Source organism: Brachyspira pilosicoli (genome assembly GCF_008016535.1).
GTDB classification, from domain to species: Bacteria; Spirochaetota; Brachyspiria; order Brachyspirales; family Brachyspiraceae; genus Brachyspira; species Brachyspira pilosicoli_A.
In genome coordinates, this window is record NZ_SAXY01000007.1 from 19,657 (window position 1) to 45,019 (window position 25,363).

The window sequence follows — 25,363 nt, forward strand, 5'->3', positions numbered from 1 at the left end:
TCTCTCTTACAAACTATTACAAAACTCTATAACATTATCTTCGCATCTTTGTCTATCTTCATGTAAAAAATAATCTATCTTAGCATTTTCATTTATCGTCTTATTTTGTTCGTAAGCACGCCTCACATAAACATTAAATCCCCTATCAAACTTATATGCAAATAAATTATCTTTATTATTTCTTTTAATTTTCTTTTTAAAACTATCTTCAAGTTTTTTTATCTCTTCAAAAAAATCTATCAATTCATCTCTCTCATTCATAGGAAGCACATCATTACCCATAAAAAAAGTAACATCTCCCCTACCATAAGAACCAAATATGTAAATAGAATTCGCTTTAGGAAGATTACTATTCCACATTGGTTTTGAAGATATATTGCTACTATATTTTATTTCTATAGATATAATTTTTTTTCTGCTAAACACAAGAAAATCAGGGAAATTCTGACTTCCATAAGGCTGCGATACAAAACAATTTTCAAAACTCTTATCTTCTAAAGAATAAATATTATCAATAATCTTATCAGACTTTTTATTTAAAATATCACTTTTTAAAATAGAAAGTATTTTTTTTATTTCTATATCATTTCTTCTATTGAAGCCAACCTTTTTTAAAGCAGTCTCAAATCTATCTTCAAACTCAATACCTTTTTTACTTTTTAGCCACTCTTTTTTATTATTTCTTATATCTATAAATATATCTCTAAGCATGCTAATAATATATTTTAAAAAATAATATTGTCAATATATAACTATTAAAAGTTAGTATGTATAAAATTAATATAAAAAATAATAGAAAATGCTAATAAGTCTATAGCTAAATTGCTCTAGCTATAGACTTATTATTTATATACTATATTTTATCAGATCTCTTATTTATTAATATCCTCTCGCTGACTCATCTTTCCATTTTTTGATAACTCTCTCAACCTCATCTCTGTCATAAGAAGTATTTTTTACTATCTCATCATATTTCCAACCCTGCTTATACATATTAATAATAATGTTTTCTTTCTTATCATTAATCTTTGTACTAGTAGTTTTATTTCTCTTAGTTAAACTTTTACCCGCATCATTAACATACTTCTCAGCATTATCTAATAGAGTTTCCAAATAACGAACAAAATATTCAGCTCTCTCAAGATTTTTCACTATATTGTTATCATAATCCTCATACTGCTTCTTCATATATTTTAGGTTTTCTCTCTGATTCTGTATCTCTTCTATGATAACATTAAGCTCTTCTAACTTGCTAAAGAACTTCTGAACCTTTTCATCATTCTTATCTATCTTAGCTATATCTCTTTCTAAAGCAAACATCTTATCAGAGAACTCTCTTCTAGTATCTTCTATATCAAGCATAGCAGATTTAATAGTATCTATTTTTTGTAATATATCATCAGATTCAGTGTCTGCAGTATTTACTTTTTCTAATATAGTATTAGCCTGCTCTTCTTTATCATTGATAATAGCAAGTTTATTTTCTATCTGAGAAGCTATATCTATAACAACTTTTATACCCTCTTGAGTATTTTCTATCATAGAGTTGCTTTCTGCTATTTGCATAAACTTGTTTTGTACCTCTTCAGACATCTCTACAAGCATATTTACTTTTTCTTGAGTATCTTTCAAACTTTCTTTCTCTTTTCTGATACTATCCGCATAGTCTAATATAGTATCATGCATATTCTTAAGCTCTTCAAACTCAGACATAGTTTTATTCATATCATAAACTGTATTTTTAGTATCATTTACTAAAACGTCTAATTTAGCTACATCATCTTTAATGAAATTAGCCATCTCTTCCGCTTTATCAAACATTTTTACAGTATCCATATACTTATCTATGTCTTTGCCTATTTTTTCTATCTGTATTTTTAATGTTTCATACTCACTGTTTATATCATAAGTTTTATCATCAAGCATTTTATCTATAGAGTTAACAACATCATTTAATTTTTCTGTTAAATTATCTGTTCTTGAATCTAAATCTTTGAGTATAACATTAGTTTTATCTTCATACTTCAAATTAATGTCTTCTAATCTAGCATCTATCCCACTAGCATATTTAGCTATATCCTCTTCTAAAGCAGATATAATATTTTTCATGCCTGAAAGTCTCTCATCATAAACATCTAAATTTGAAGATTGAACCTTTAACATCTCCTCTTTAGCATTTTGTACATACTCTTTAGCATCATTCATAAGCAATGATAAAGTCTGTTCCATATTAGAATTAAGTCTGTCTATATATTTATCATACTTATCATTAGCAGATTCTTCTATATTAGTTACACTCTCTTCAATAATACTATTAGCCTCTTTAATCTTTTCGTTAACAGCATCAGATATAGATTCTCTTAACTCCAACAATGAAATAGAAATATCTTCATACTGAGTTCTTAATTCATCAAATTGAGTATTCTTATCTTCTAAAAGCTCATTTATTCTATTAGTAACATTCTCAATTATAGAATCAAATTCACTAACTTTGCTGTCTAAAGAAGTTTTAGCATTAGAAGAAAGCTCTTCAAGTCTAAACTTAAACTTATTGCCTTCTTCTTCTATATCTTTAGAATACAACTCAATTTTATTTTGTAACTCTAATGCCTTCTCTTCAACTATAGCTTGAAGTTTCTCTATAGAAGGAGAAAACTCATTTTGTAAGTTATTCATCTTCTCTTCTACATCTTTTAATAAGTCTTTATTATCTTCTAAAGATTTATTAAACTCTTCTTTAGCATTAATAGCCTTCTCTAAATCACCTAAAAGATTATCAACTGAAGAATGCATACTTTCTTTTGTTGACTCTAACTCACTATAAAGAGAATTAATCTTATCCTGCCATTCTTTATAAGTGTTTTCAAATAAAGCTACAATATCTTCTTTGCTTCTCTCTTGTCTGTCACTATAATACTTCTCTGTTTCAAGATACATATCTTTTAATTTTGTAACTTCTTCCTCATGCATAGTTTTTACTTCTTCTATGCTTCTTTCACTCTCATAATTAACAGCACTTCTTAATTCGCTTAAAAGCTCATCTTGATAAGAAGACATATTATCTCTTAACTCTTTAGCAGTATCATCTAATTTAGAGTTCATCAATTTGAAAGTTTCATCAATCTTATCACTAATAGTTAACTCTACCTCATCTATAGCCTGTTTAACATCATTGAATCTCTCAAACTTCTTCATCTCATTATTAACAAACTCATTTACAATTTTCATTATATGAGGAGTTAAATCATTAGTCTCTTTCAATATACTCTCATTAAATGAAGCAAGTAAATTATTAACAGCCTCTTTAGATTTGTCTAAATGCTCATTATTTTCATTAATAATTTTCTCTTCCATAGAAGATATATATTCTTCAACTTCTTTTATCTTTCTATTAAACTCTAATTCTTTCTCAGCTATTCTTTGAGAAGCATTATCTGAAGCCTCAATAACCGCAGATGTTAAACTATCAATCTTATTATTTATATTAACATCACTAGTTTTTACCATCTCAATTAGAGCTTCTCTTTCTCTGCGAACATTTTCTATGTCCTGAGATATTAATTTTTGAGATTGACTTAATAATCTTATCTCATTTTCCTGCTCTTTCAAATTAACTTTAATAGTATCAACTATAGCATCTATTTCATTTTGAGCATTATCTATTTTCTCCATTATAGATTTTACTTTATCATTTTCTATATCATTTATATGCTTCTTAACTTTTTCAACATTGTCAGTAATATCTAATAATATATGAGAAGCACTCTCTTTAATATTATCAACTTCAACCTCTATAGCATCTCTATAAAACTCTTTAATTTTTTCTGGCTCTGAATAAGCATCTTCAAAATGTTCTATTCTTGCCTCTATACGTTTTCTGAAAGCCTCATTAGATTCTTCAAATACCTTGATAATATCATCTCTCAACTCTTCTGTCATATATTTGAAATCAGCTTCTATAGAATCACCCTTAAAGTTCTCAAGAACATCTAATATCTCTTTTTTCTGTTCATCTATTAGAGAAATAGCATCATCTTTACTTATTAAATCTAGAGAAACTTTTTTGTTTAGCTCATCTATATTATCAATAATGCTTATTTTCTCATTGTTCAAAACCTTCATAGCTTCATCTTGTTCTCTTATAAGCTCTAATATAGATTTTCTAAAATTAATAAACTCATTAATTAATCTATTTCTATCGCTTTCCATACTATTTATAGCATCATCAGAATATAAAGTGCCTGTCTCATACTTTAATCTAATATCCTCTACTTCTAAAGCAATTCTCTCTCTCTCTTGTAATAAACTATTAGCCAACTCTTCTATGAAAGAAAGTTTATTAGCAAACTCATCTCTAAAGTTAGAAATATCATTTGCTATATTATCCCTATAGCTATTAATATTGCCAACTATTTCTTCTTGAAGCATAGCAAAGTTATTTCTCATATCAGCCTTTTGCTCTTCAGCAATATCTTGGAAATGATTCTCTTCTTGAAGTTTAGATTCTATATCATCTCTAAATGAAGCAAACTCTTCTCTCAAAGACATCTTCTCTTCAACAAATATATTGCTTATATCCTCTAAAGTTGGAATATCTTTAAGTATTGATTCTTTTAAACCAGATAATTTATTTTCAAAATTAACTTGCTCTTTTGATAAAATCTCAGCTATAACATCTGTAGGAGAATAGTTTTCTTCTAAGTCTTTTCTAAACTCATCTATAGTTTTATTAATATTAGCTATCTCTTCATCAAATAATTTTGAAACATAATCTTTATCTGCAATATTAGAAGATAATTTTTCTTTTGTATCATCTATAGAATCATCAATACTGCCTTTATACTCTGACATAAGCTCTTCAAACTTATCTAAAGAAACAGAATTATCTTTTAAACTTTCAAACTCTTTTCTTATATCATTTAAAGCATAATATAAATTAGCTTTTTCTTTATCAATTATATCATTAAAGTTCTTTAAATATTCGTTTCTAAAAGCTTCTATCTTATCAGAATTAGACATATATTCTACTCTAATAGCAGATTTGAAATTATCCAATTCTTCTATTAATTTATTTTTCTCTTCTTCAAACATATCAGCAAAGTTTTTATTGTTAGAAGTTAATATATCATTTTTAAAGTCTTCAAACTCATTAACTATATTGTTCTTCTCTGAAACAAATAAATCGCTAATATCTTCCATGCTAGGTATTGATTCAATAACCTCTGTTTTAAACTTAGAGAACTCTTCATTCATCTGAGCATCTTTTCTCTCTATAGTTTCATAGACATCTTTCTTAAGCTCATATATTGAATCTAATAACTCTTTCTTATCTTTAGCAAGTTCATTAGAAAGCTCTAAAGAAGAAATTAAATTATGTTCTATATGTCCAGTATCATTTGATAAGCTATCTTTCAAATTATTTATCTTAGTATCAATAGCTTCTTCATAATCATTTAATACTTTATCTAATCTGTTTACATATTGAGTGATATCATTATTTAAGTAATGCTGACTATCCTCTACATCTTTTATTCTATCTTCAAATGCTTCCATTTTATTTTCAAATGTAGAAAGTTTATCATTAATCAATGATTTTGATTTATCATTATCTTCTTCAATAGAAACTATTTTTTTCTCTATATCAGATTTTAAATTATTTATAGTATTTGATATACTTTCTATTTTTTCATTAGAAGTAAGATTTTCTTTGTCTAGGTTTTCAATTATAGAGTTTATATTTTCATTAAAGCTCTTTTCAACATTATCTATTTTTAAATTAAACTCCTCAAATGAATCTCTAAACTTAATCTCTAAATCAGATTTAAAACTATCTGCCTTCTCAGTTATAAAATCAGAATATAATTCTCTTATTTTATCTCCGTCACCCCAAGAATCTTCAAAGAACTCTATACGCTTCTCTAATCTGCTTGTAAAGTTCAAGTTATTATCTTCAATATCTGATAAACTATTCACTATAGAAGATATTTTAGATTTATATTCTTCAAGAGTATTAAATATATCATTATTATTAGATTTAAATAACTCGAAACTCTCCTCTATTTTTTTCAACTCTTCAGATAATTCATCTTTACTGATTTTATTATTCTCATAAGAAGAGATTTTATTTACTAATTCTAATTCTTTGCTATTTATAAACTCATTAATCTTACCCTCTGAACTTTCAATAGCCTTAGATATAGCATTATTGATGTTTTCATTTAAATCATTTAATGAATCTGTTATAATATTATCTAAGCTCTCTTTGCTCTTCTCTATACTATCCATCTGCTCTTTTAATTTTGAATCTATCTTAGAAGAATAATCACTCAAATATACATCAATATATCCTCTATTAGCATCCATCTTAGATTTTTCTATTTCTAATTTCAAACTATTACAAAGTTCTTCTAAAGATTTAGAATTATTTTCATAAGCAGTATTCAATAACTTAGCATAGCTTTCATAGTTAGATATAATACTTTTACCTATATCATTGATATCTTTCATTATAGAAGATGACTCCTCTAATCTATAGCTTTCTATATTTTTTAACTCATCTTCATATTTATCAATAGCATCAGTTATCATATTATTAAATCTATTAATATCAGAAGTTAGCTTGTTTTCCAAATTATTAACTTTATTATTAATAGAGCTTATTCTAGATTCTAATGATTCATTTAACTCATTTTCTCTATCTGCTATTTTTTCTCTAACAGCTTTTACTATATCATCTACAATAGAATCCTTTTTATCATTTGTGCTGTCTATAAATGATTCTATATTATTTTTTGCTTCTTTTAATTGTTCAAGCAAATTATATAAACTATCATCTTTCCAAATAGATATGCCGTTTTCAACCTCATCAATTTGCTCTTTTAAACTTGACATTATCTCATTTTTCAAGTTGTTTACTTCTGGAGTAATAGCATCTTCATAAAGTTTTAATATTTTACTTGAATCTGATAAATTATCTTCAAAATAAGCAACTCTATTATTGATATTTTCTCTAAACTCATCATTATTAGAATTTAATTCATCATACAAAGAATAAAGCTTCTCCTTCTCTTCGTCAAAATATTCTTTAGAAACACCATTATCCTCTAATGTATCTATTTTGTATTCTAATGAATATTTAAACTCAGATACCTCTTCAAATAATCTATCAATATCAACTCTTAAATTACCATCAACACCTTCTAAATTATTTTTTAACAAATAAACTTCATTTTCTAACTCATCAAGCTTATCAAAATCTTCTTTCAATGAATTGAATGTATCTTGTAATTTTATTCTCTCCTGTTCTAATTCATCTAATACATCATTATTTTTCAAAGCTTCTAATTCAAATTTAAAGTTATCTATGCTATCTAATATACTATTTTTTTCATCATCCATAGTATTTTTTATATTAGAAATCATACTCTCAGAATCTGATACTCTATCAATTATCTCTTTAGTAAACATGTCAAAGGATTCTTCAAATTGATTTTTTAATTCCTCAAAAATACTTGGAATATATGATTTTTTAGCTTCTAATATAGAATCTTTGAAATTAGCAAACTCTTCTCTTAATGCTACAACATGCTCATCACTTAATACAGAACTTTCTATATTTGAGAATTTATCTTCATAAGATTTACCTATAGACTCATACTCTGTTTTAAGTTCTGATATTTTTGAATCTAAATATTCATACAATAATTTTTCTTTTTCATCTACTTTAGATATTTGTTCAGCATAATCATTTAATTTGCTCTCTACAATAGATATTCTTTCATTTTGATTAAGAGTATTCTCATTTATTTTACTTATAGTATCATTTAAATTAGAATTAAGCTCATCAAAACTATTTTTTATTATACTTTCTAATTCTTCTTTTGCTTTATTTAATACACTAAACTTATCTTCTATTTTTGAATCTATATTATTTAAATATTCTTGTAAATATTCATCAATATAATTCTTATCTGCATTCTCCTCTCTAATACGTTCTATCTCTTCTCTTAAACTATTTGAATACTCTTCTAAATATTCGTTTACATAATTTTTGTCAGATTCTCTATTATCTTCTCTTAAAGTATTCAATTCATCTTTTAAATTATTTGAATACTCTTCTAAATATTCATTAATGTAATTTTTATCTGCTTCTGTATTTTCTTCTCTAAGAGAATATAGATCATCTTTCAAATTATTAGAGTACTCTTCTAATAAAGATACTGAATTATTATAAACTTCTTCTAAGTCTTTTACATAATTCTCATAGCTATTTTTAACCTCTTCACTAATTTTGTTTAGAGTATCCTCACTTAACTCTGCACTATTAACTTGTAGAGTATTTATTTCTGCTTTATAGTTATTAACAGCTTCATTTAAACTATTATAGAAGTTCTCTAAATCTTTGCTAACATCATTAGTTATCTTATCATCAAATACTGACAACTTACTTTCTATATCTTTAACTCTGTCTTCTAATTTGCTGTATATAGCTTCTTCTTTTGATTCTATCTCTTTCATCATATAAGATAACAATTCTTCTTTTTTAGCGTCTGTATCTTTTATATAGTTTTCTATAGTAGACTTAGACTCTTCTAATTTATCATATATAGATTTCTCTTTTAATTCTAATTCTTTCATTATAGAAGACAATATTTCTTCTTTTTTACTATCTGTATCTTTTATATAGTTTTCTATACTATTTTTTGCTTGTTCCAACTCAGACAATAATCTATTAATATCATCTTCTTTGTAATTATCCACACTTAATGATAAATTATCTACCTTAGATTTTAGCTCTTCTAAATAATTCTCAAACTCAAGCTCTCTTTCATATCTTATATTGTCTAGCTCTTCTCTTAAATCTGCTGAATATAAGCTTCTTATTCTTGTGCTGTCTGACCAAGTATCTTCAAAATATTCTACTCTTCTCTCTAATCTCTCTCTAAACTCTTTATTGTCTTTCTCTAAATTATCAAATAAATTATTTAGTTTTGACAACTCTTCATTAAACAAATCTTTTACACTGCTGTCATTATTCAATGAACTAATGTTATTTTCTATTCCTATTAATTTATCTTCTAAATCTTTTCTGTAATTTGATATACTATTTTCTAACTCTAATGATTTGTTAATAGCTTTATCCACATCTTCTTTGAAACTGCTTAATCTATTATCAAAATCATTTACATTACCATTCACACTCTCAAAGTTATTATTTAACACCTCAAAGTTAGATGATATTGTATCTAAATTAGCAGATATATTTTCATTATTTAATGATAATTCTTCAACTCTGCTATTTAATTTATCCATTTCTAAATGAACATTATTATATTCTTTTTTAAGTTCATCTATTGATGAGTTTATTGAAGATTTTAATGAACTATCTAATTCTGATACATTATCTCTCAATTCATTTAAACTGCCTTCTAATTCATCAAACTTAGACAACTCTTCTCTTATACCATTAAAAGAATCTTCTAATGATAACTTATAATCTAATAACTCATTTAATCTGTCATCATTATTAATATTATCTATATCAGAGCGAAGAGCGTCTAACTCCTCTAATAAAAGATTCTTATCACTTGATAGCATATCTTTTACATAGTTTATGTCACTGTCTGTGTCATTTAGTCTAGTTAATAAATCCCTGCTAAACTCTTCAAAGCCTCTCTCTAACTTCTCTCTCTCCTCTTCAAATAAACTATATAAATCACTGCCATCATTATTAACCAAATCATTATTATCATTAACTGATGAAATATCTTCTTTCAATGATAAATAATCATCTCTAAGACTCTCTAGTTTAGATATAAGCTCTTCTTTCTCTTGACTTTGTAAATCTATTATCTCATCTCTATCTAAAATGCTCTTCTTAACTAAATCTAAAGCTTCCTCAAAATCTACACTCAACTCTTTATATTGACTGCGTACTGAAGATATATCATTATCTAAACTTGCTTTTATATTAGTTATCTCTTCTTCTAATTTAGAGTTAATACTATTTATACGTGAATCTAATTCTTCAACATAATCTTTATTAAACAACTTGCCAAAATCTTCTTCTAACCTGCTTAACTTCTCTACATTTGCAAGAAGCTTATCATTAATATCATTCTCTAATGATGTTATTTTTTCTTCTGCTAAACTATTTACTTTAGATAATGATTCTTCTATACGAGTATTAAGATTTTCAAAAGAAGTATTTAATATATTGTCTAATTCTTTTTTGCTCTCTTCTAATACATTTAACTTCTCTTCTAATCTGCTGTCTAAATTATTTGAATATTCTTCTAAATATTCATTAATATAATTTTTCTCATCATTTAAAAGCTGTAACTGAGATTCTTCTTTAATATTTTCAATCTCTTTTTTTACATTATCAAGATGCTCATCTAAAGAAGAAATAGCAGTATTATAAGTATTATCAAGCATTATAGAATATTCTTCATAATCTGCCCTTATACTATCTGATAAAGATTTTAAATCAGATATAATGGCCTCTTTTTCATTGCTTCTGTAATGTTCTATATTTTTTATCTCTTCACTATATTTATTAGAAGCATCATTTATCATTTTATAAATATTTTCTAAACTGCTTCCTATATCATTGTTAATTTTTTTGTCTATATTAGATAATTTATTATCAACATCTAATATCTTTTCATCTATACGAGAATAAATTTCTCCCTCTTTAGCCTCTAATTTTTTTAGTATATCAGAAAGCAACTCTTCTTTTTTGCTGTCTGTGTCTTTTATATAAGATTCAATACTATTTTTAGCATCATTTAATTGAGATAAAAGCTCATTAATATTTTCATTTTTCCAATCTTCTATACCGCTAGAAATCTCATCTATCTGTGTTTTTAACTCATTAATATAAACATCGAATTTCTCATCAGAATATGCTCTAAGATTGTTAATTTCTTCTTTTAGCTCATTAGAATACATACTTCTAAGTCTAGTAGGATCAGACCAAGAATCTTCAAAATATTCAATGCGTTTCTCTATTCTATTTTTAAACTCATCATTTCCAGCTGATAATTCTTTTAATATATTTTCCATTCTGTTTTCTATATTATCAGTCTTATCAATAGAACTAGAAATACTGCCCTTTACATCATACAATTCTTTATTAAGAGTCTCTAAATCTTCTAATAAAGAACTAGAATCATTAGATATTTTCTCTTCTAAATTGTCTTTAAAATCTATTAATTTTTTAGATAAAGAACTAACATCATCTTTTATAGTAGAGTCTATTCCTTCCATTCTATCTTTCAAAGAGTTAAAATCTTTTTCTAAGTTTTTAACTTTTTCTATATCAGATTTCAAATCATCTAAAGAACTCTCTAATTGTAACTTATCCTCAACTAATGCCTCAACTCTATTATCAGATTTAACATCTTCTAAATCTTTTTCTATCAATTCTATTTTTTCTATTAAACGATTTCTCTCTTCAGATAAAACATCTTTAATATAATTTAAGTCACTTTCATTATCAGATATTCTCATAAGAAGATTTTTTGAAAACTCATCAAATATATTTTCTATTCTTTCTCTCTCTTCTTCTAATAAAGCAGGTATTTCTACTTCATTGCTCTTTAATATTTGAGATTTAAAAATTTCAAACTCTTCTTTCATATCATCTAATTGAACATTCAAAGCTTCTCTTTCAGACTCTTGTATATCATTTAATTCTTCTCTAGACATAATAGAAGATTTTATTTCATCTATAGTTCTATCGAATTCAGTATTTTTAAATGATACATCAGATTTTAACTCTTCTAATTCATTATAAATATCATCTTTAAGAGTATCTACTAAATTAGAAATATCATTAACACGTTCAAGTTTTTCGTTATATTGATTAAACATAGATAACATATTTTCATTATTAGAAATCATATTATCTATCTCTTCTTTTAATTTATTATCAAGACTCTCTCTATAACCATTAAAACCATCTCTCAATAATTCTAATGCCTTAGAAAGTTCTAATGTTTGATTACTTACAGCAGAATCAGTATATTCTTTAGCCTTATCTAATAATTGAGTAACGCCATTATAAAGAGTATTGAAAGAATCATTTAAAGTAGTGCTTATATTATTAACCTTTTCATCTATCTCTAAAGATTTATCCTTCAAATAATTATCTATATAATTAGCCTCATTTTCCAAATGTACTTTTTCAGAATCTTCTCTGTGTTTTTCTATATCATTTTTTAATTCACTAACATAATCATCAAGAGAAGATTTTTTATTATTGTATATCTCTTCTAATATCTTAGTGTATTTTTTATAATCTTTTCTTATGCTAGCACCGATATTTTCAATATCAGCAATTATATTTTCATTTTCTTCTAATCTTAAGCTTTCTATCTCTTTTATTTCATCATTATATTTTTCTATAGCAGCCTCTATTATTTCATTAAGCTCCTCTAATTTACCTAAAGACTCCTCCTCTATTTTATTAAACACTTCATCACATTTAGCATTCAAAAACTCTTTCTTATCTTCAATATAAGATGAAACATCTTGCATCTCAGCATTAACTGCTTTTTTCAAGCTATCTATATTGTCTTTAAGTTCATTAACATAAGAATCAGCTGTTTCCAATCTATCATCTATAGTGTTTTTTAATGCATCTATATAATAGTTAGAATCTTTCTCTTTAGAATCTATATTAGATTTTAATTCATCAACATATTTGTTAATATTCTCTTTCTTTATTTCAATATCTTCTATTATGCTATTTACAGAAGAAACAACCTCATTAGATTTTGCATCAACATTCTCTTTTACACTATTAACATAATCTGTTATATCTTTAGTTTTATTTTCTATGCTGTCTTCCATATTTTTAGAAGCAAATGCAAGCTCTTCCAACTTAGAAGATAAAGTATCCATTTTTATTCTATATTCATCGCTAATAATATCAGAATGTTCTTTTAATTGTTCGTATTCATTTCTCAAATTATTATAATAATTTTCTAAAGAACCTTTATATTCCTTAGTCATAGAATCTAAATCTGATTTACTTTCACTAAACAAATCATCTATTTTATCATTTAATGATTTATACTTATCTTCAATATTTGATAACAAATTACTTTCTTTTTCATTTGCAACATCATATACTCTATTTATAGTATTTTCAAAATCTTCTCTTCCATTTTCAACTCTATTTAAAATATCTTCTATATCATCTCTAACTTTATTTATACCTTCTCTTTTTTCGTTTAGGAGAGTATCAAATGAATTAGTTGCCTCAAGTAATTCAGTATTTAGCATATTAACTATTTTGTTTTTATTATCTTCAGCAAACTCTTTATTTTCATTTAATGAATAATCTATTTTCTCTTTAAACTCTTTTAAAGAATCTTCCATATTTGAAATTATATCATTATGTCTTTTGTCGCTTTCTTCTACCTGATGAGCAAGACTGCTTATGCTATCACTTATAGATTTTATACTAGTCTCTTCATAATTATCTATAACTTCTTTTAATTGACTTTTCAAACTATCTAAATAAGAGTTGCCGTATTCATATAGATTATTTCTAATCTCTTCCATGTTAGATTCTGCATTTTTTATACCAGTGTCCAATTTTTCATTAGCACTATCAACTAAATCTTTTATCTCTGAAGAAGTTTTATCTAAAAGCTCTATACGTTTTTCTATATTTTCTTTTAAATTAGTTTCTGTATTTTCTAATAAGTCTTGTATCTTACTACTATCATTATCATATTGTTCTTTTAATACAGATAATTTATCAGTGACATCATTCAAATCTGTATATGTATTTTTTATATAATTATCTACACCCTGTTCAAAATCAGCTTTTATATTATTGAAATTATCCTCAAGCTCTTGTATCTTTTTATTAGCCTGTTCTTCTAAATCTTTATATAAATATTCTTTTTCTAAACTTAAAGCATCTAATATCTCTTCTTGTTTATTGTTTAATATAGAAGATATTTCAGAAGTTTGATAATGTATTTCATTCATTTTATCTTTTAAAAGATTAGTTTCTGTTTCAACATCTGCTCTAAGTTCATTAATTTCAGCTATAAGAGAACTTCTAGCATTGTCTATAGAATACTCCATATCATCTTGAGTTCTAGCTAATATATCATTTTTAAGTTTGTCTATATCATTAACTATCTCATCAAATTTACTCTCTGCTCTAAGCATAGTTTCTTCGCTCATACCATCTATAGATACTATTAAATCAGAAAGCTCTTTAGTTTTATTTCTATAAAGAGTGATAATACCGTCATTTTCATTTTCAAGTATATCTCTTATATTATTAGAAAATGCTTCCACTTCTGTTATCAAACGATTGCTAATATCATTTTTAAGAGTAGTAAACTCTGTTTCTAATTGAACAGTTTTATCTTCATAATCTTTAGTTATTAAATCTGCTTTATCTTTAATATCATCTATAGTCTTCTCTAAAGAATGAGCCTTATCTTCAACAGACACTAAGAACTCTTCTTTTTCATTTCCTATTTTCTCTAATTCTTCTTTTAATGTGTTGTATAAGAACTCTTTAGTCTTCTCCATTTCACCCTTAAACTCTTCAACGCTAGACTCTGTTATAGAATTAAGTCTATCTTGTATAGTATCTCTCAAGTTTATAAGCTCAACTTCAAGTCCTTCTTTGGACTGGCTCAAACTAGCATAACGTTCTTCTATATCTTTTGATTTAGCATTAATCTCTTCAGCAAATAGAGAATATTTATTTACAAGTTCATCTCTTCCCTTTTCAAATAATTCTGCCAACTGTTCTATGTTGTTGCGTGCAGTTCTTTCAGCAAGCTGAGTAAGCTGATTTGTAAAGAGTTCTTCTTTTTTTGCAACATGAAGCTTAAACTCTTCTGTTAATGCTGATATCTTATCTTTTTCCTGCTCAGCCATATCTGTATAATGAGCATCACGAGCGAGTAAGTTTGTAGTAAGAGCATCAAATCTCTTATATAATTCAGACTCAAAATCATTTAATTTAGCATTATAAGAAGCAATTAAATTATCCTGTATAGAAGAAACATTTTTTTCTAATTCTATCATCTTTGTTTTAACATCAGATATTCTTTTATATGTTTTTTCTATAGTGTTGCGTTCTTTTAATACAGTATCAACTTTGTTAAGTATATCTAAATAAGCCTCTTCAAGCGAGTCTACTTGTTCCTGATATTGTGATACTGCCGCCTTATAATCTTTATATGACTCTATTTTATTATTAAGTTTAGCTAAATCTTCTTCCATAGACTTACTTATAAAACCAGCTTTTTTTACAGCAATCTCCAAATCTATGGCATTATCCCTAACTTCTGATATTTTCTCTTCTATAATACCTTCTAATGCTGCTTTTTCTTCAGCAAAGATATCATCAAAATTTGAGTTGTTATTGTTTTTTTTTCTATCGATAATTTTAGAAATACCGACAACTATAATAGGAATAATTAGCATTAACGCGAAATTCAATATAGGGAACATAATTATCTCCAGTAGACAAAAAATATAGTATAATTAACATAATAATATATTATGTTAATATATAAGTCAATAGTTTTTTACAATTTTATTATGATAACTTATGCATAATTTAGTGTTTTAATAAAAAATATCCTATAAAATCGCTTTTTAATCACTTCCATATATTTAAAGAATCATGCATATACTTAGATATATTAGAATTATATAATTTATTAATTAAACTAACATCAAAATCTTTAACTAATCCATAATAATATAATGAAGAGTCTTTTAATATTAGTATTTTATTTGCAAAATATAAAGCACTATTTAAATCATGAAGCACCGCAACAATGCATCTATTCTCATTTTCCAAAACCCAATTTTTTAAATCGTTTATTAAATCTAATTGTATATTCAAATCCAAATGATTAGTAGGTTCATCTAAAATTATAATATCAGGCTCTTTTGCAAAAATACGAGCCAAAAATACCCTCTGAAGCTCACCTCCAGAAATCTCGGTTATAAGTTTATCTTTTAAATGTAATATTTTTAGTTTTTCTAAACAATGAATAATAAAGTCTTTATCCTCTTTGCTTGGAATAGATAAAAGCCTATCTTTGAAATTAAGATATCTGCCCATCATCACAGTATCATAAACAGTATACCCAAAATATATATTGTATACCTGACTCATCATAGCTATTTTTTTGTATAACTCATTATATTTTTTTTGATTATTTATAAGTATATCACCTTCAAAATCAACTAAATTACATAAAGCATTTAATAAACTACTTTTTCCGCACCCATTAGGACCTATTATGCATAAAATATCATTACTATAAACTTCAAAACTAATATCTTTTAATATGTTTATATTATTGTAATAAATATAAAGATTTTTCACTTCTATAATTTTTTTCATAAATAAACCCTAATTTTTAATAAAAACATACAAAAAGAAAGGAGCCCCTATAATAGCCGTAACTATACCTATTGGAATATTAGAACCAGAAACAATAACCCTAGAAAATATATCAGCAATATTCAAAATCAAAGCCCCAATTAAAGCACTCATAGGAATAACTATAATATGCTTAGCACCAAAAAGACGCCTTGCAATATGAGGCGATATTAAATCTATAAAACCAATAACCCCAACAAAAGCAACCAAAACACCAGTAACTAAAGAAGATAATAATATAAATAATATCCTAGCCTTTTTGGGATTAACTCCAAGAAGTAAACTCTCCTTATCTCCAAAAGTCATAATGTCTAAAATATTAGCATTTTTCACCAAAACAACAAAAAATATTATAGTCAATAATATTATAATAAAAATATCAAAATAATTTCTAACAAATAAATTACCCAACTGCCAAAATATTATCTGATTAGAATACTTAGGAAAAGTATAAGCAAAAAAACTCATAATAGAGCTAAAAAATAATGATATAACAACTCCCGCAAGTATTATAGAATTACTACTGATATCTTTATCTATTTTTTTTGAAATAAAAAGTATAAATAATATTGTTATAAATCCAAAAAAAACAGAAGAAATTATAAAAAAGTAATAATTAAAATATATACCGCTAATTATAATTAAACTCACCCCAAAACCAGCCCCAGAAGATATACCCAAATTATACACAGAAGCTAAACTATTTTTTAATATAGACTGCATAACAATCCCTGTCATAGATAAAGAAGCACCAATAAATAATGACAAAATAATATGCGGAAGTCTTATATTAAATACAATATTTATTTTATTTATATTGTCTACAAAACCAAAATTAAATAATTTATATAATATAATAGACATTACTTCTTTAGGCGAAATAAAAACACTTCCTATACATATTGACGCTATAATAGATAATATAAGTAAAATAAAAATTATTATTATTTTTTTTATCATAATATTTATTTAATATCCTTATATTCTTCTGGATAAATATATTTAGCCATTAATAATATAGAAGAAACTATATTATGTGTTGGAAGAGATGTACCTTCTACAAAAAATACTTTACTTGTTTTTACAGCATTAATATCTTTCCAAGCAGCCCTATTTTGTATTTCTGCTACAGGGTTATCTATATAATCAACACTTGTAAAAATTATATCAGGATTTAAATATACTACCTCTTCTTCTGATACACTTATCCATTCATTTCTGTTAGAAAAAATATTTTTAGCCCCTATAATGTTAATAATATCATCTAAATAAACATTAGAGCCAAAACTATATAGATTAGGAAGTGAAGATATCTCAAAATAAACAGTTTTTTTGTTTGTAATAGTATCTCCTATATCTTTTATCTCTTTTATTTTTGTACGCATATTATAAACAATTTCTTTAGCTTTCTCACTAGCATTCAAAACATTACCTAAAAAATATATATCATCTTCTATTTTCTTTAGAGTTTCACTATTTGTAATTGTTATAATTGTAAGGTTAGATAATGAAAGAATAGAGTTTTTAGTGTAAAATGCTGTGAGATTATTTATAAACACAACATCAGAATTAAGAGAAATAATTTTTTCTGCATCTGGATTTAACATATCAAAAATAAAAATATTAGAAACATCTATATTATTTCTTTTAAGAATATCTTTTGAAAAAGTATCGGCTGCTATTATTTTATTAGCTACATTCAAATCAATCAATATATCAGTAACTCCAGGAGAGAGAGATATTATTTTTTCTATTTTTTTATTTGGAATTATTATATTGTTTTTGCCGCTATTATTAATCCCATTTTTAGAACATGAGTATATTGATAAAATAAAAATAATAAAGAAAAAAAACTTATACATACGATTTTAGAATTATTTTTATAAATTAATTTTTAATATTATCGAAAGGATTATAAGTTAAAGAAGCAGGCTTTTCTTTAGAAATATAGCTTTGAGTTTCTTTTTTATTTTCAGCTTCCATATACTCTCTTCTAGAAAGAGATATTCTTCTTTTTACTTGATTAACTTCTCTTACAACAAAAGGATAACTCTCCCCAACTTTAAGTACATTTTCTAAGCTCTCACCCTTAGGTAAATCTATTTGAGAAATATGCATATATCCTTCTAAATCATTTTCTAAAGAAACAATAACACCAGAATCTATAATAGCCTTAACAGTACCATTAACTATAGAGCCATGAGGATGAGCCTTGTCAAATACTCTCCAAGGGCTTTCTTTAGTATGCTTATAGCTAAGTTTAATTCTTTGCTTATCTCTATCTATGGAGATAATAACCATTTCAACTTCTTCATTTTCTTTTATATAATCTTTAATATTAACAGTATTGTTCATCCAATCGAAATCGCTAATATCACATATACCCTCAAGACCATTAGGAAGTTCAAACACAGCAAAATCTTTGAATATTCTTTTTACTTTACATTTTACAGAACTCTTAACAGGGAAATCTCTATCAGCACTGTCCCAAGGATTATCTTGAACTTGTTTTAGACCTAGAGTTAATTTTCTCTCAGGTACATTCATATCAAGGATTTTACATTCTAAATAAGCACCAACCTTAACAAAATCATTAGGATTATTAACATGAGAGTTCCAACTCAAATCAGAAACATGTATAAGCCCTTCAACACCATCATATACATTTACGAAAGCACCAAACTTTTTAACAGTAGTAACCTCGCCTTTGATTATATCTCCAACATGATACTCTTCAACAAACTTATACCAAGTATCTCCCTTAAGTTGTTTAATACCCAAATCAACTTTTCTTTTTTCTTTATCAACAGATAAAACTTGAAACTTTCTCTCTTCACCTTTAGTTATAATATTTTTAGGATTAATAATCTTAGCCCAAGACATATTCGGTATAGCAAGGAAACCGTCTAAACCTTCTGTTAATTGTATGAAAGCTCCGAATTTCTCTATATTTTTAACTTTTCCTTCTACTATATCGCCTTCTTTCAAATTTGATAAATATTCTTCTATTACCTTATTTTGAGTTTCTTCTTGTAAAGCCCTCCTAGAAACAACTATATCTTTATTACCTTTTCTATCTATAATCTTAAATTGAAACTCTTTTCCTATATAATCAGCTTCTTTTATTCCTCTAGAAATATCAATTTGAGAAAAAGGACAAAAAGCATTATGTCCCATTATAGAAACAGTAAATCCTCCCTTAATAGCCTCTTTAACAACACCATTTATAGGAGCAGCATTTTTTACAGCATCTTCTATTAAATCTTGTGCCTTTCTCTTATCAATTTCTCTCTTAGATAAAATAACATAACCTTTATTATTATCTTGTCCTATTATTACAGCCTCAACCTCTTCACCTTTAACAGGCTCCTTGTCAAACTCATCTCTATTTATCTTACCTTCAACCTTATAATTAAAATCTATAAAAACATCAGTATCATCAAATTGAACTATTTTTCCGCTAACAACACTTCTAAGTTTAAAGTGCGTTTTATTGTCAGTCTCCTCTAATGCCTTAAGAAATTCATTTTGTTGTTCTGATAAATTATTATCTTCCATCATTCTTCCCTCTCCCTCCTGAACTTAAAATCAGGTTAATATCTAATTATTCATTAGATTTTTTATTAAAAACCACATCTGTGATTTTTTGTACAACTTCATCTATAGTCATATTTGTAGTATCTATAATAATAGCATCTTTAGGTACTACTAGGGGACTATCCTCCCTATTAGAGTCAAACTCATCTCTTTTTTTTATGCTGTTAAGCACTTCTTCAAAAGTTATATTTTTGCCCTTTTGTATTTCTTCTTCATATCTTCTTTTAGCCCTAATTTCAACAGAAGCATCTATATAAAACTTATATTTTGTAAAAGGAAAAACAACACTTCCTATATCTCTGCCGTCTACTACATAATTATCATTTTCAGCAATAGCCCTTTGTAAGGAAACCATACTTTTTCTAACTGCACTAATAGAAGATACTTTAGAAACCATATTAACAACTTTTATACTTCTTATCTCTTCACTAACATCTATATCATTTAAGTATATTTTGTTATTATTGTCAAAACTAATTTTTAAATCGCTGATAGCAGATATGATTTCATTATCATTTTGTATATTAACGTTTTTATTTAAAAAAAATAAGGTTACAGCCCTATACATAGCACCAGTATCTAAATATTTATATCCTAACTTTTTAGCTACTAACTTAGCTACTGTACTTTTACCAGCACCCGAAGGACCATCTAAAGATATTATTTTATATACTTGTAAATCAGACACCTATAACCTTTATTTAAAAACTTTAATGCTAATAATATATCATAAATAATTATAATTGCAAATATTTTAAAAGAAAAAATTGTTAAGGAGTGTGAGATATTGGACATTTTTTAGTATAAAAAAAGCAGTATCCTTGTTATAATATTTTGATATAGAAAACAAATAAAAAGATACTACTATGAAAAAAGATTATAGCACAGAATTTAAATTATTTATAGTGGATGAAGCATTAAAAACTAAAAATATTAAAAGATTTTTAAAGAGAGAAGAAATATCTAAATCCACTTTTTATACTTGGCTTAAGAAATATAAAGACACTGGAACTGTCGCTAATTTTAGCACTAAGCCAAAAACTTCTCCAAATATCTTTAATAATCAAAAAGCTATTAATTTAATTATTGAACTCTATACTAAAGAATATCGAGGTAAGCATTATATTAAAGCATATTTAAATCGTGAAGGCATTAATATAGGTGTTACAGCTATAGAGAATGTACTAAAAAGAAATAATCTTTGGAGATACAAAATAAAAAAGAAAAAGAAGCGATATGATAAACGAAAATTTGTCTCTAAAATACAAAAAGAAGGCAAAATAGTTCAAATAGACACTAAATATATCAAATTAGGCAGAAAAAGAGTTTATCAATTCACAGCTGTAGATTTAGCTACTCGCTATAGTTGGAGGCAAATCTATGAAGATAAAACACCTTCTAGTGCTTTATCTTTCTTAAAATATGTATTGAAAACTTCACCTTTTAAGATACAAGCTATACAAACAGACAATGGTATAGAATATACTTATCGCTGTATTAATACTCCTAAAATCAATATTTTTGATGAATACTGCTTAAAAAATAAATTAGAGAGAAGATATATTCCAGTAGCAACACCAAGATACAATGACGTAGTAGAAAGAGTACACGGCATAGACGAAAGAGAATTTTATTCACGATTAAATAAAAATATCACAGTAGAATTATTGAGAGAAAAATTAAAAGAATATACACATTTTTATAACAATCAAAGATTGATTTCTTCGTTATTGTATATTACAATCAAAGAAAGAATCAAAAATATTATAGCAAGTAAAAGTACAATATCTATGGCTCCATGACAAGCAAGTTTATACTTATAACCTTGACAATTTTTAAAAATCTTTTATTCTATGTATATTAAGTTTTTATATTTTTTTATAATAATTAGGAAATATAGCACTTGAAAAAAGATATTAACGAAGAATACAAAGGTCCTGTCAGTGTATACCTAAAACAAATAGGTGAAATACGCAGACTCACAAAGGAAGAAGAATTAGAATTATGGCAGCGTCTTGAAGTGTGCCGAGAGAATAAAAATAAATTAATAGATGAAGATGAAGAAAAGTATTCTAAAGAAATTGAAGAGATTGACAAAGAAATAGATTCTATTCAACATAAATTAGTAAAATCAAATTTAAGATTAGTTATTAGTATTGCAAAGAGATATTATAATAGCGGAGTACCTTTTATAGATATCATAGATGAAGGAAATATTGGTTTAATAGAGGCTGTAAAAAGGTTCGAGTATAGGAAAGGATTTAAATTCTCTACTTACGGAGTGTGGTGGATAAAACAAAGTATTGTTAAAGAAATATCAAGCAAAAGACATATCATAAGATTTCCAATGCATATGGCAAGATTAATAAAAAAAAGTATACAAATATCTAAAAACCTCACACAACAGCTTGGAAGAGAGCCTTCTATAGATGAAATAGCTAAAGAAATGAAAATAGACAGAAAAACTCTCTCTTCTATAATAGTATTCACACAAGAAACTGCTAGTGTTGACTCTTTCTTTAAAAACTCTGATAATAATGATATGACTTCTTTTATTGAAGATAAAAACTTTCCTTCACCTCATCAAGATGCATTTATGGAAAGTTTAAGAGATACTTTGACAGAAGCATTAAAAGCTCTAGATGAAAAAGAAAGAACCGTAATTATAGAAAGATTCGGACTTTATGGAAAAGAGCCTAAAACATTAGAAGATACAGGAAAAGAATTAAATATCACAAGAGAGAGAGTAAGACAAATACAAATAAAAGCTCTTAAAAAATTATCCGGTCTTAATTTATCCAAAGAATTAAAAAGTTTCCTTTGGGACTAATATATTGTGGGATTAATATATACTAAAAATTTTTAAGTTTGTCAATCTTGTTTTTAAATTTTATTGTTTGCGGGGACTAGCCCCCGCACCCCCACTTCTTTTATTGCTATAAAAGAAGCAAAAGAACTGCATTTTTAGCTAAAATATAGGTATTACTTTATATTTTAATACATATTTTTATATATAAAGTTCTACTAATTAGTTTTTTTATAAAATATAATAAAAAGGTAAAACTTTTTTTGTTCAGTAAAAAACAGATAATTTTTTATAATGTGTAGTTATTGATAAACTATATTTGTTTAGGTATATACTAATATTTTAAGTTTATCAAAATATTTTTTCACTTTATATTTTTAAGTATATTCTTGATTATTTTTTTATAAAAGATTTTTATTATTATCCGAATTAAGTAACATATAATTTTAAAAAACGGAAGTAATAATTATGCCTAATGAAATCAAAACTAAATTAAAGCCAGTGATAATAATTCTTTTAATACTTATAGTAGTAGTTGCTGGTTTTTTCATTGTAAGAAGTATATTAAACAGTAAAGGAATGCCAAATATAGATTTCCCAGAAACAAATACTACAGAAACAACTGATACTACAACAATAGATGATATATTCGGTGAAGATATTACACAAGAAGAAAAAGATTTCTTGTCTACAAATCAAACTATTAACCCTACTATAACAGAAACGAATATAAATACTAATAATAATGCTATAGCATTAACAGATGATGGGTTATATGAAGCTAATAATAATATGAATATACCAGATATAGCTCCTAATCCTACTCAAAAACCTTCTTCTGGAAGTTCCGCATATATTTATGACACTACAGGAACAGTAGTTGTAGAGCCTAATACTGGAAATAATCAAGCATTAAATAATACAGTAAATAATAATCAAACTGTTAATATAAGCTCTTTTATAATAAATTATAATGATAGATTTGTTGCTTCTAGAAGCGAGCCATTATTAATAACTTTGGCTGTAAAAACACCTCCTCAAGGTAAATTTGCTAGAATAAGATTTTATGCTAGAAGAATAGATGATAATTATAATATTTTAAGCAGAGATTTAATATTCTATCTTCCAAAAATATATGTTATAGATGGACAAGCACAAACTCAGTTCTATTTTGCAGGAAGAAAATCACCATTAAGCGGAGGACAATATTTACCTAAAGGAAGATATTTATTATACGCTGAAGCTGAAATAACAGATTCTAACGGAATGCCTGTTGGAAAAACTGGAAGATATCCTCTTCCTCAATGGAATTATGTTATAACATTAAGATAAAAAATAAACTTAAATAAAAATTAAGCTCTGGAAATAAAATTATTATTCCAGAGCTTTTATATTTTTTAATAATATAAAAAAATTATAATATTTTTTTTATATTATATTCTTCAAGTTTTATCATAGCATTAATTATCATATCTTTAGTAATAGGATAAGGCGAAACATCCAAATCCTTTGAAACATACGCCCCATCTAAAACTCTTGATAACTCTTCATCTTCTAAGCTTATATCTTTTATACCTATTGCTTTTATTGAAGTTGGAAGTGATAAAGATTTATTAAAATTAAAAACTTTTTCAAGTTCATCAAATTGTTTGTCCATAATTAAAAGCAAAAGTATACCATAGGCTACAAGCTCTCCATGAAAATACTTCTCTCCTATTTCTTTTATTCTCGTAAGTCCATTATATACAGCATGAGGCAATGATATATGATAATCATCTCTCATCATCACAGATGTAAGTCCTGTAGTATATACTATATGCAAAACTACTCTGTTAAAATCATCAGTATTTTTATTGTTTTTAAAATCATTAAAAGCTTTTAAAGAATATTTTATTATATCATCAGAACATTCTTTTATTATTTCATAGCCTAAAAAATTTTTATAATCAAAAACTTCATTTCTTGTAGAAAATAAAGTTTCATATTGCTTAGATAAAGCATCTCCCATACCCGCAACAAAATATCTCTCAGGAGAGTTTAATATAATATCAGTATTGATAAAAGTATGAATAGCAGGTCTTTTTTGAGTATATAAGTTTTTATAAGAATCATCACTATTATACATAACAGATAAACTTGTAACAGCCGCACAATTAGAAGCCAATGTAGGAAATGTAAATAAAGGCTTATTTATCATATCACAAAGTGTTTTTACTGTATCAACACAACGTCCGCCGCCAACAGCAAAAATCATATCTGCTTCTTTTATCTCTTTAATATTTTTGAGCATCTCAACATTCTCGTAACTTGCAACCCCGCCATAATAAATCTCAGCAATTATTTTTATGTTTTTTAAACTCTTTAATAAAATATCTCTTGAAGCATTTAAAGATTTTTTTCCAGAAATAATTACAGCATTAGAACCATAATTTTTACATATATTATCTATATAATTATACGCATCGTTTCCAATAGTATAATTTGGTAAAAATAAACTTTCCATAAATATATCC

General features: G+C 25.8%; 11 protein-coding genes. 3 read left to right on the forward strand and 8 right to left on the reverse strand.

Annotated features, from left to right (window positions below):
- Positions 1–6: 6 nt before the first annotated feature.
- The 7 genes from EPJ72_RS00655 to cmk all read right to left on the reverse strand — a co-directional run bounded on the left by EPJ72_RS00655 (position 7) and on the right by cmk (position 20,732).
- Entirely contained in the window at positions 7–711 is a 705-nt protein-coding gene (locus EPJ72_RS00655; protein ID WP_147730348.1) for a type II restriction endonuclease, read from the reverse strand.
- A gap of 168 nt (positions 712–879) precedes the next feature.
- The gene (locus EPJ72_RS00660) at positions 880–15,501 is read right to left on the reverse strand and encodes a SpiroCoCo family coiled-coil protein (protein ID WP_242004858.1); all 14,622 of its coding nucleotides are present in this window, start codon (positions 15,499–15,501) and stop codon (positions 880–882) included.
- A 151-nt stretch (positions 15,502–15,652) separates the two neighbouring features.
- Entirely contained in the window at positions 15,653–16,408 is a 756-nt protein-coding gene (locus EPJ72_RS00665; RefSeq protein ID WP_147730349.1) for an ABC transporter ATP-binding protein, read from the reverse strand.
- 9 nt (positions 16,409–16,417) lie between these two features.
- On the reverse strand, positions 16,418–17,407 hold the full coding sequence (locus tag EPJ72_RS00670; RefSeq protein ID WP_147730350.1) for a FecCD family ABC transporter permease: 990 nt from the start codon (positions 17,405–17,407) through the stop codon (positions 16,418–16,420).
- A 5-nt stretch (positions 17,408–17,412) separates the two neighbouring features.
- Positions 17,413–18,309, reverse strand: coding sequence for an ABC transporter substrate-binding protein (locus EPJ72_RS00675; protein WP_147730351.1), 897 nt, complete (start codon positions 18,307–18,309; stop codon positions 17,413–17,415).
- A 25-nt stretch (positions 18,310–18,334) separates the two neighbouring features.
- Positions 18,335–20,005 carry a S1 RNA-binding domain-containing protein gene (locus EPJ72_RS00680; protein WP_147730377.1) on the reverse strand — a complete coding sequence of 557 codons (1,671 nt, stop codon included), beginning with the start codon at positions 20,003–20,005 and terminating at the stop codon, positions 18,335–18,337.
- Between the two features lie 46 nt (positions 20,006–20,051).
- Positions 20,052–20,732: a (d)CMP kinase gene (cmk, locus tag EPJ72_RS00685; protein ID WP_147730352.1), complete on the reverse strand. Its 681-nt coding sequence runs from the start codon at positions 20,730–20,732 to the stop codon at positions 20,052–20,054.
- Positions 20,733–20,910: 178 nt separating this feature from the next.
- On the opposite strand from cmk, the gene EPJ72_RS00690 reads away from it, so the two are divergent.
- The 3 genes from EPJ72_RS00690 (at position 20,911) to EPJ72_RS00700 (ending at position 24,182) form a co-directional block, all read left to right on the forward strand.
- Entirely contained in the window at positions 20,911–21,846 is a 936-nt protein-coding gene (locus EPJ72_RS00690) for a DDE-type integrase/transposase/recombinase (RefSeq protein ID WP_147730353.1), read from the forward strand.
- A gap of 101 nt (positions 21,847–21,947) precedes the next feature.
- Positions 21,948–22,874 (forward strand): sigma-70 family RNA polymerase sigma factor, encoded by a 927-nt coding sequence (locus tag EPJ72_RS00695; RefSeq protein ID WP_147730354.1) that lies wholly within the window; start codon positions 21,948–21,950, stop codon positions 22,872–22,874.
- Positions 22,875–23,318: 444 nt separating this feature from the next.
- Positions 23,319–24,182, forward strand: coding sequence for a hypothetical protein (locus tag EPJ72_RS00700; RefSeq protein WP_147730355.1), 864 nt, complete (start codon positions 23,319–23,321; stop codon positions 24,180–24,182).
- A gap of 82 nt (positions 24,183–24,264) precedes the next feature.
- On the opposite strand, the gene EPJ72_RS00705 is transcribed toward EPJ72_RS00700, so the two are convergent.
- Positions 24,265–25,353, reverse strand: a complete 1,089-nt coding sequence (locus EPJ72_RS00705; protein ID WP_147730356.1) for an iron-containing alcohol dehydrogenase family protein — start codon at positions 25,351–25,353, stop codon at positions 24,265–24,267.
- Positions 25,354–25,363 lie beyond the last annotated feature (10 nt).

What these genes read in the sequence shown, in the direction of transcription:
- EPJ72_RS00655 (WP_147730348.1), bottom strand. Translation starts at nt 711, where the DNA reads ATGCTTAGAGATATATTTATAGATATAAGAAATAATAAAAAAGAGTGG.
- EPJ72_RS00660 (WP_242004858.1), bottom strand. Translation starts at nt 15,501, where the DNA reads ATGTTCCCTATATTGAATTTCGCGTTAATGCTAATTATTCCTATTATA.
- EPJ72_RS00665 (WP_147730349.1), bottom strand. Translation starts at nt 16,408, where the DNA reads ATGAAAAAAATTATAGAAGTGAAAAATCTTTATATTTATTACAATAAT.
- EPJ72_RS00670 (WP_147730350.1), bottom strand. Translation starts at nt 17,407, where the DNA reads ATGATAAAAAAAATAATAATAATTTTTATTTTACTTATATTATCTATT.
- EPJ72_RS00675 (WP_147730351.1), bottom strand. Translation starts at nt 18,309, where the DNA reads ATGTATAAGTTTTTTTTCTTTATTATTTTTATTTTATCAATATACTCA.
- EPJ72_RS00680 (WP_147730377.1), bottom strand. Translation starts at nt 20,005, where the DNA reads ATGGAAGATAATAATTTATCAGAACAACAAAATGAATTTCTTAAGGCA.
- EPJ72_RS00690 (WP_147730353.1), top strand. Translation starts at nt 20,911, where the DNA reads ATGAAAAAAGATTATAGCACAGAATTTAAATTATTTATAGTGGATGAA.
- EPJ72_RS00700 (WP_147730355.1), top strand. Translation starts at nt 23,319, where the DNA reads ATGCCTAATGAAATCAAAACTAAATTAAAGCCAGTGATAATAATTCTT.
- EPJ72_RS00705 (WP_147730356.1), bottom strand. Translation starts at nt 25,353, where the DNA reads ATGGAAAGTTTATTTTTACCAAATTATACTATTGGAAACGATGCGTAT.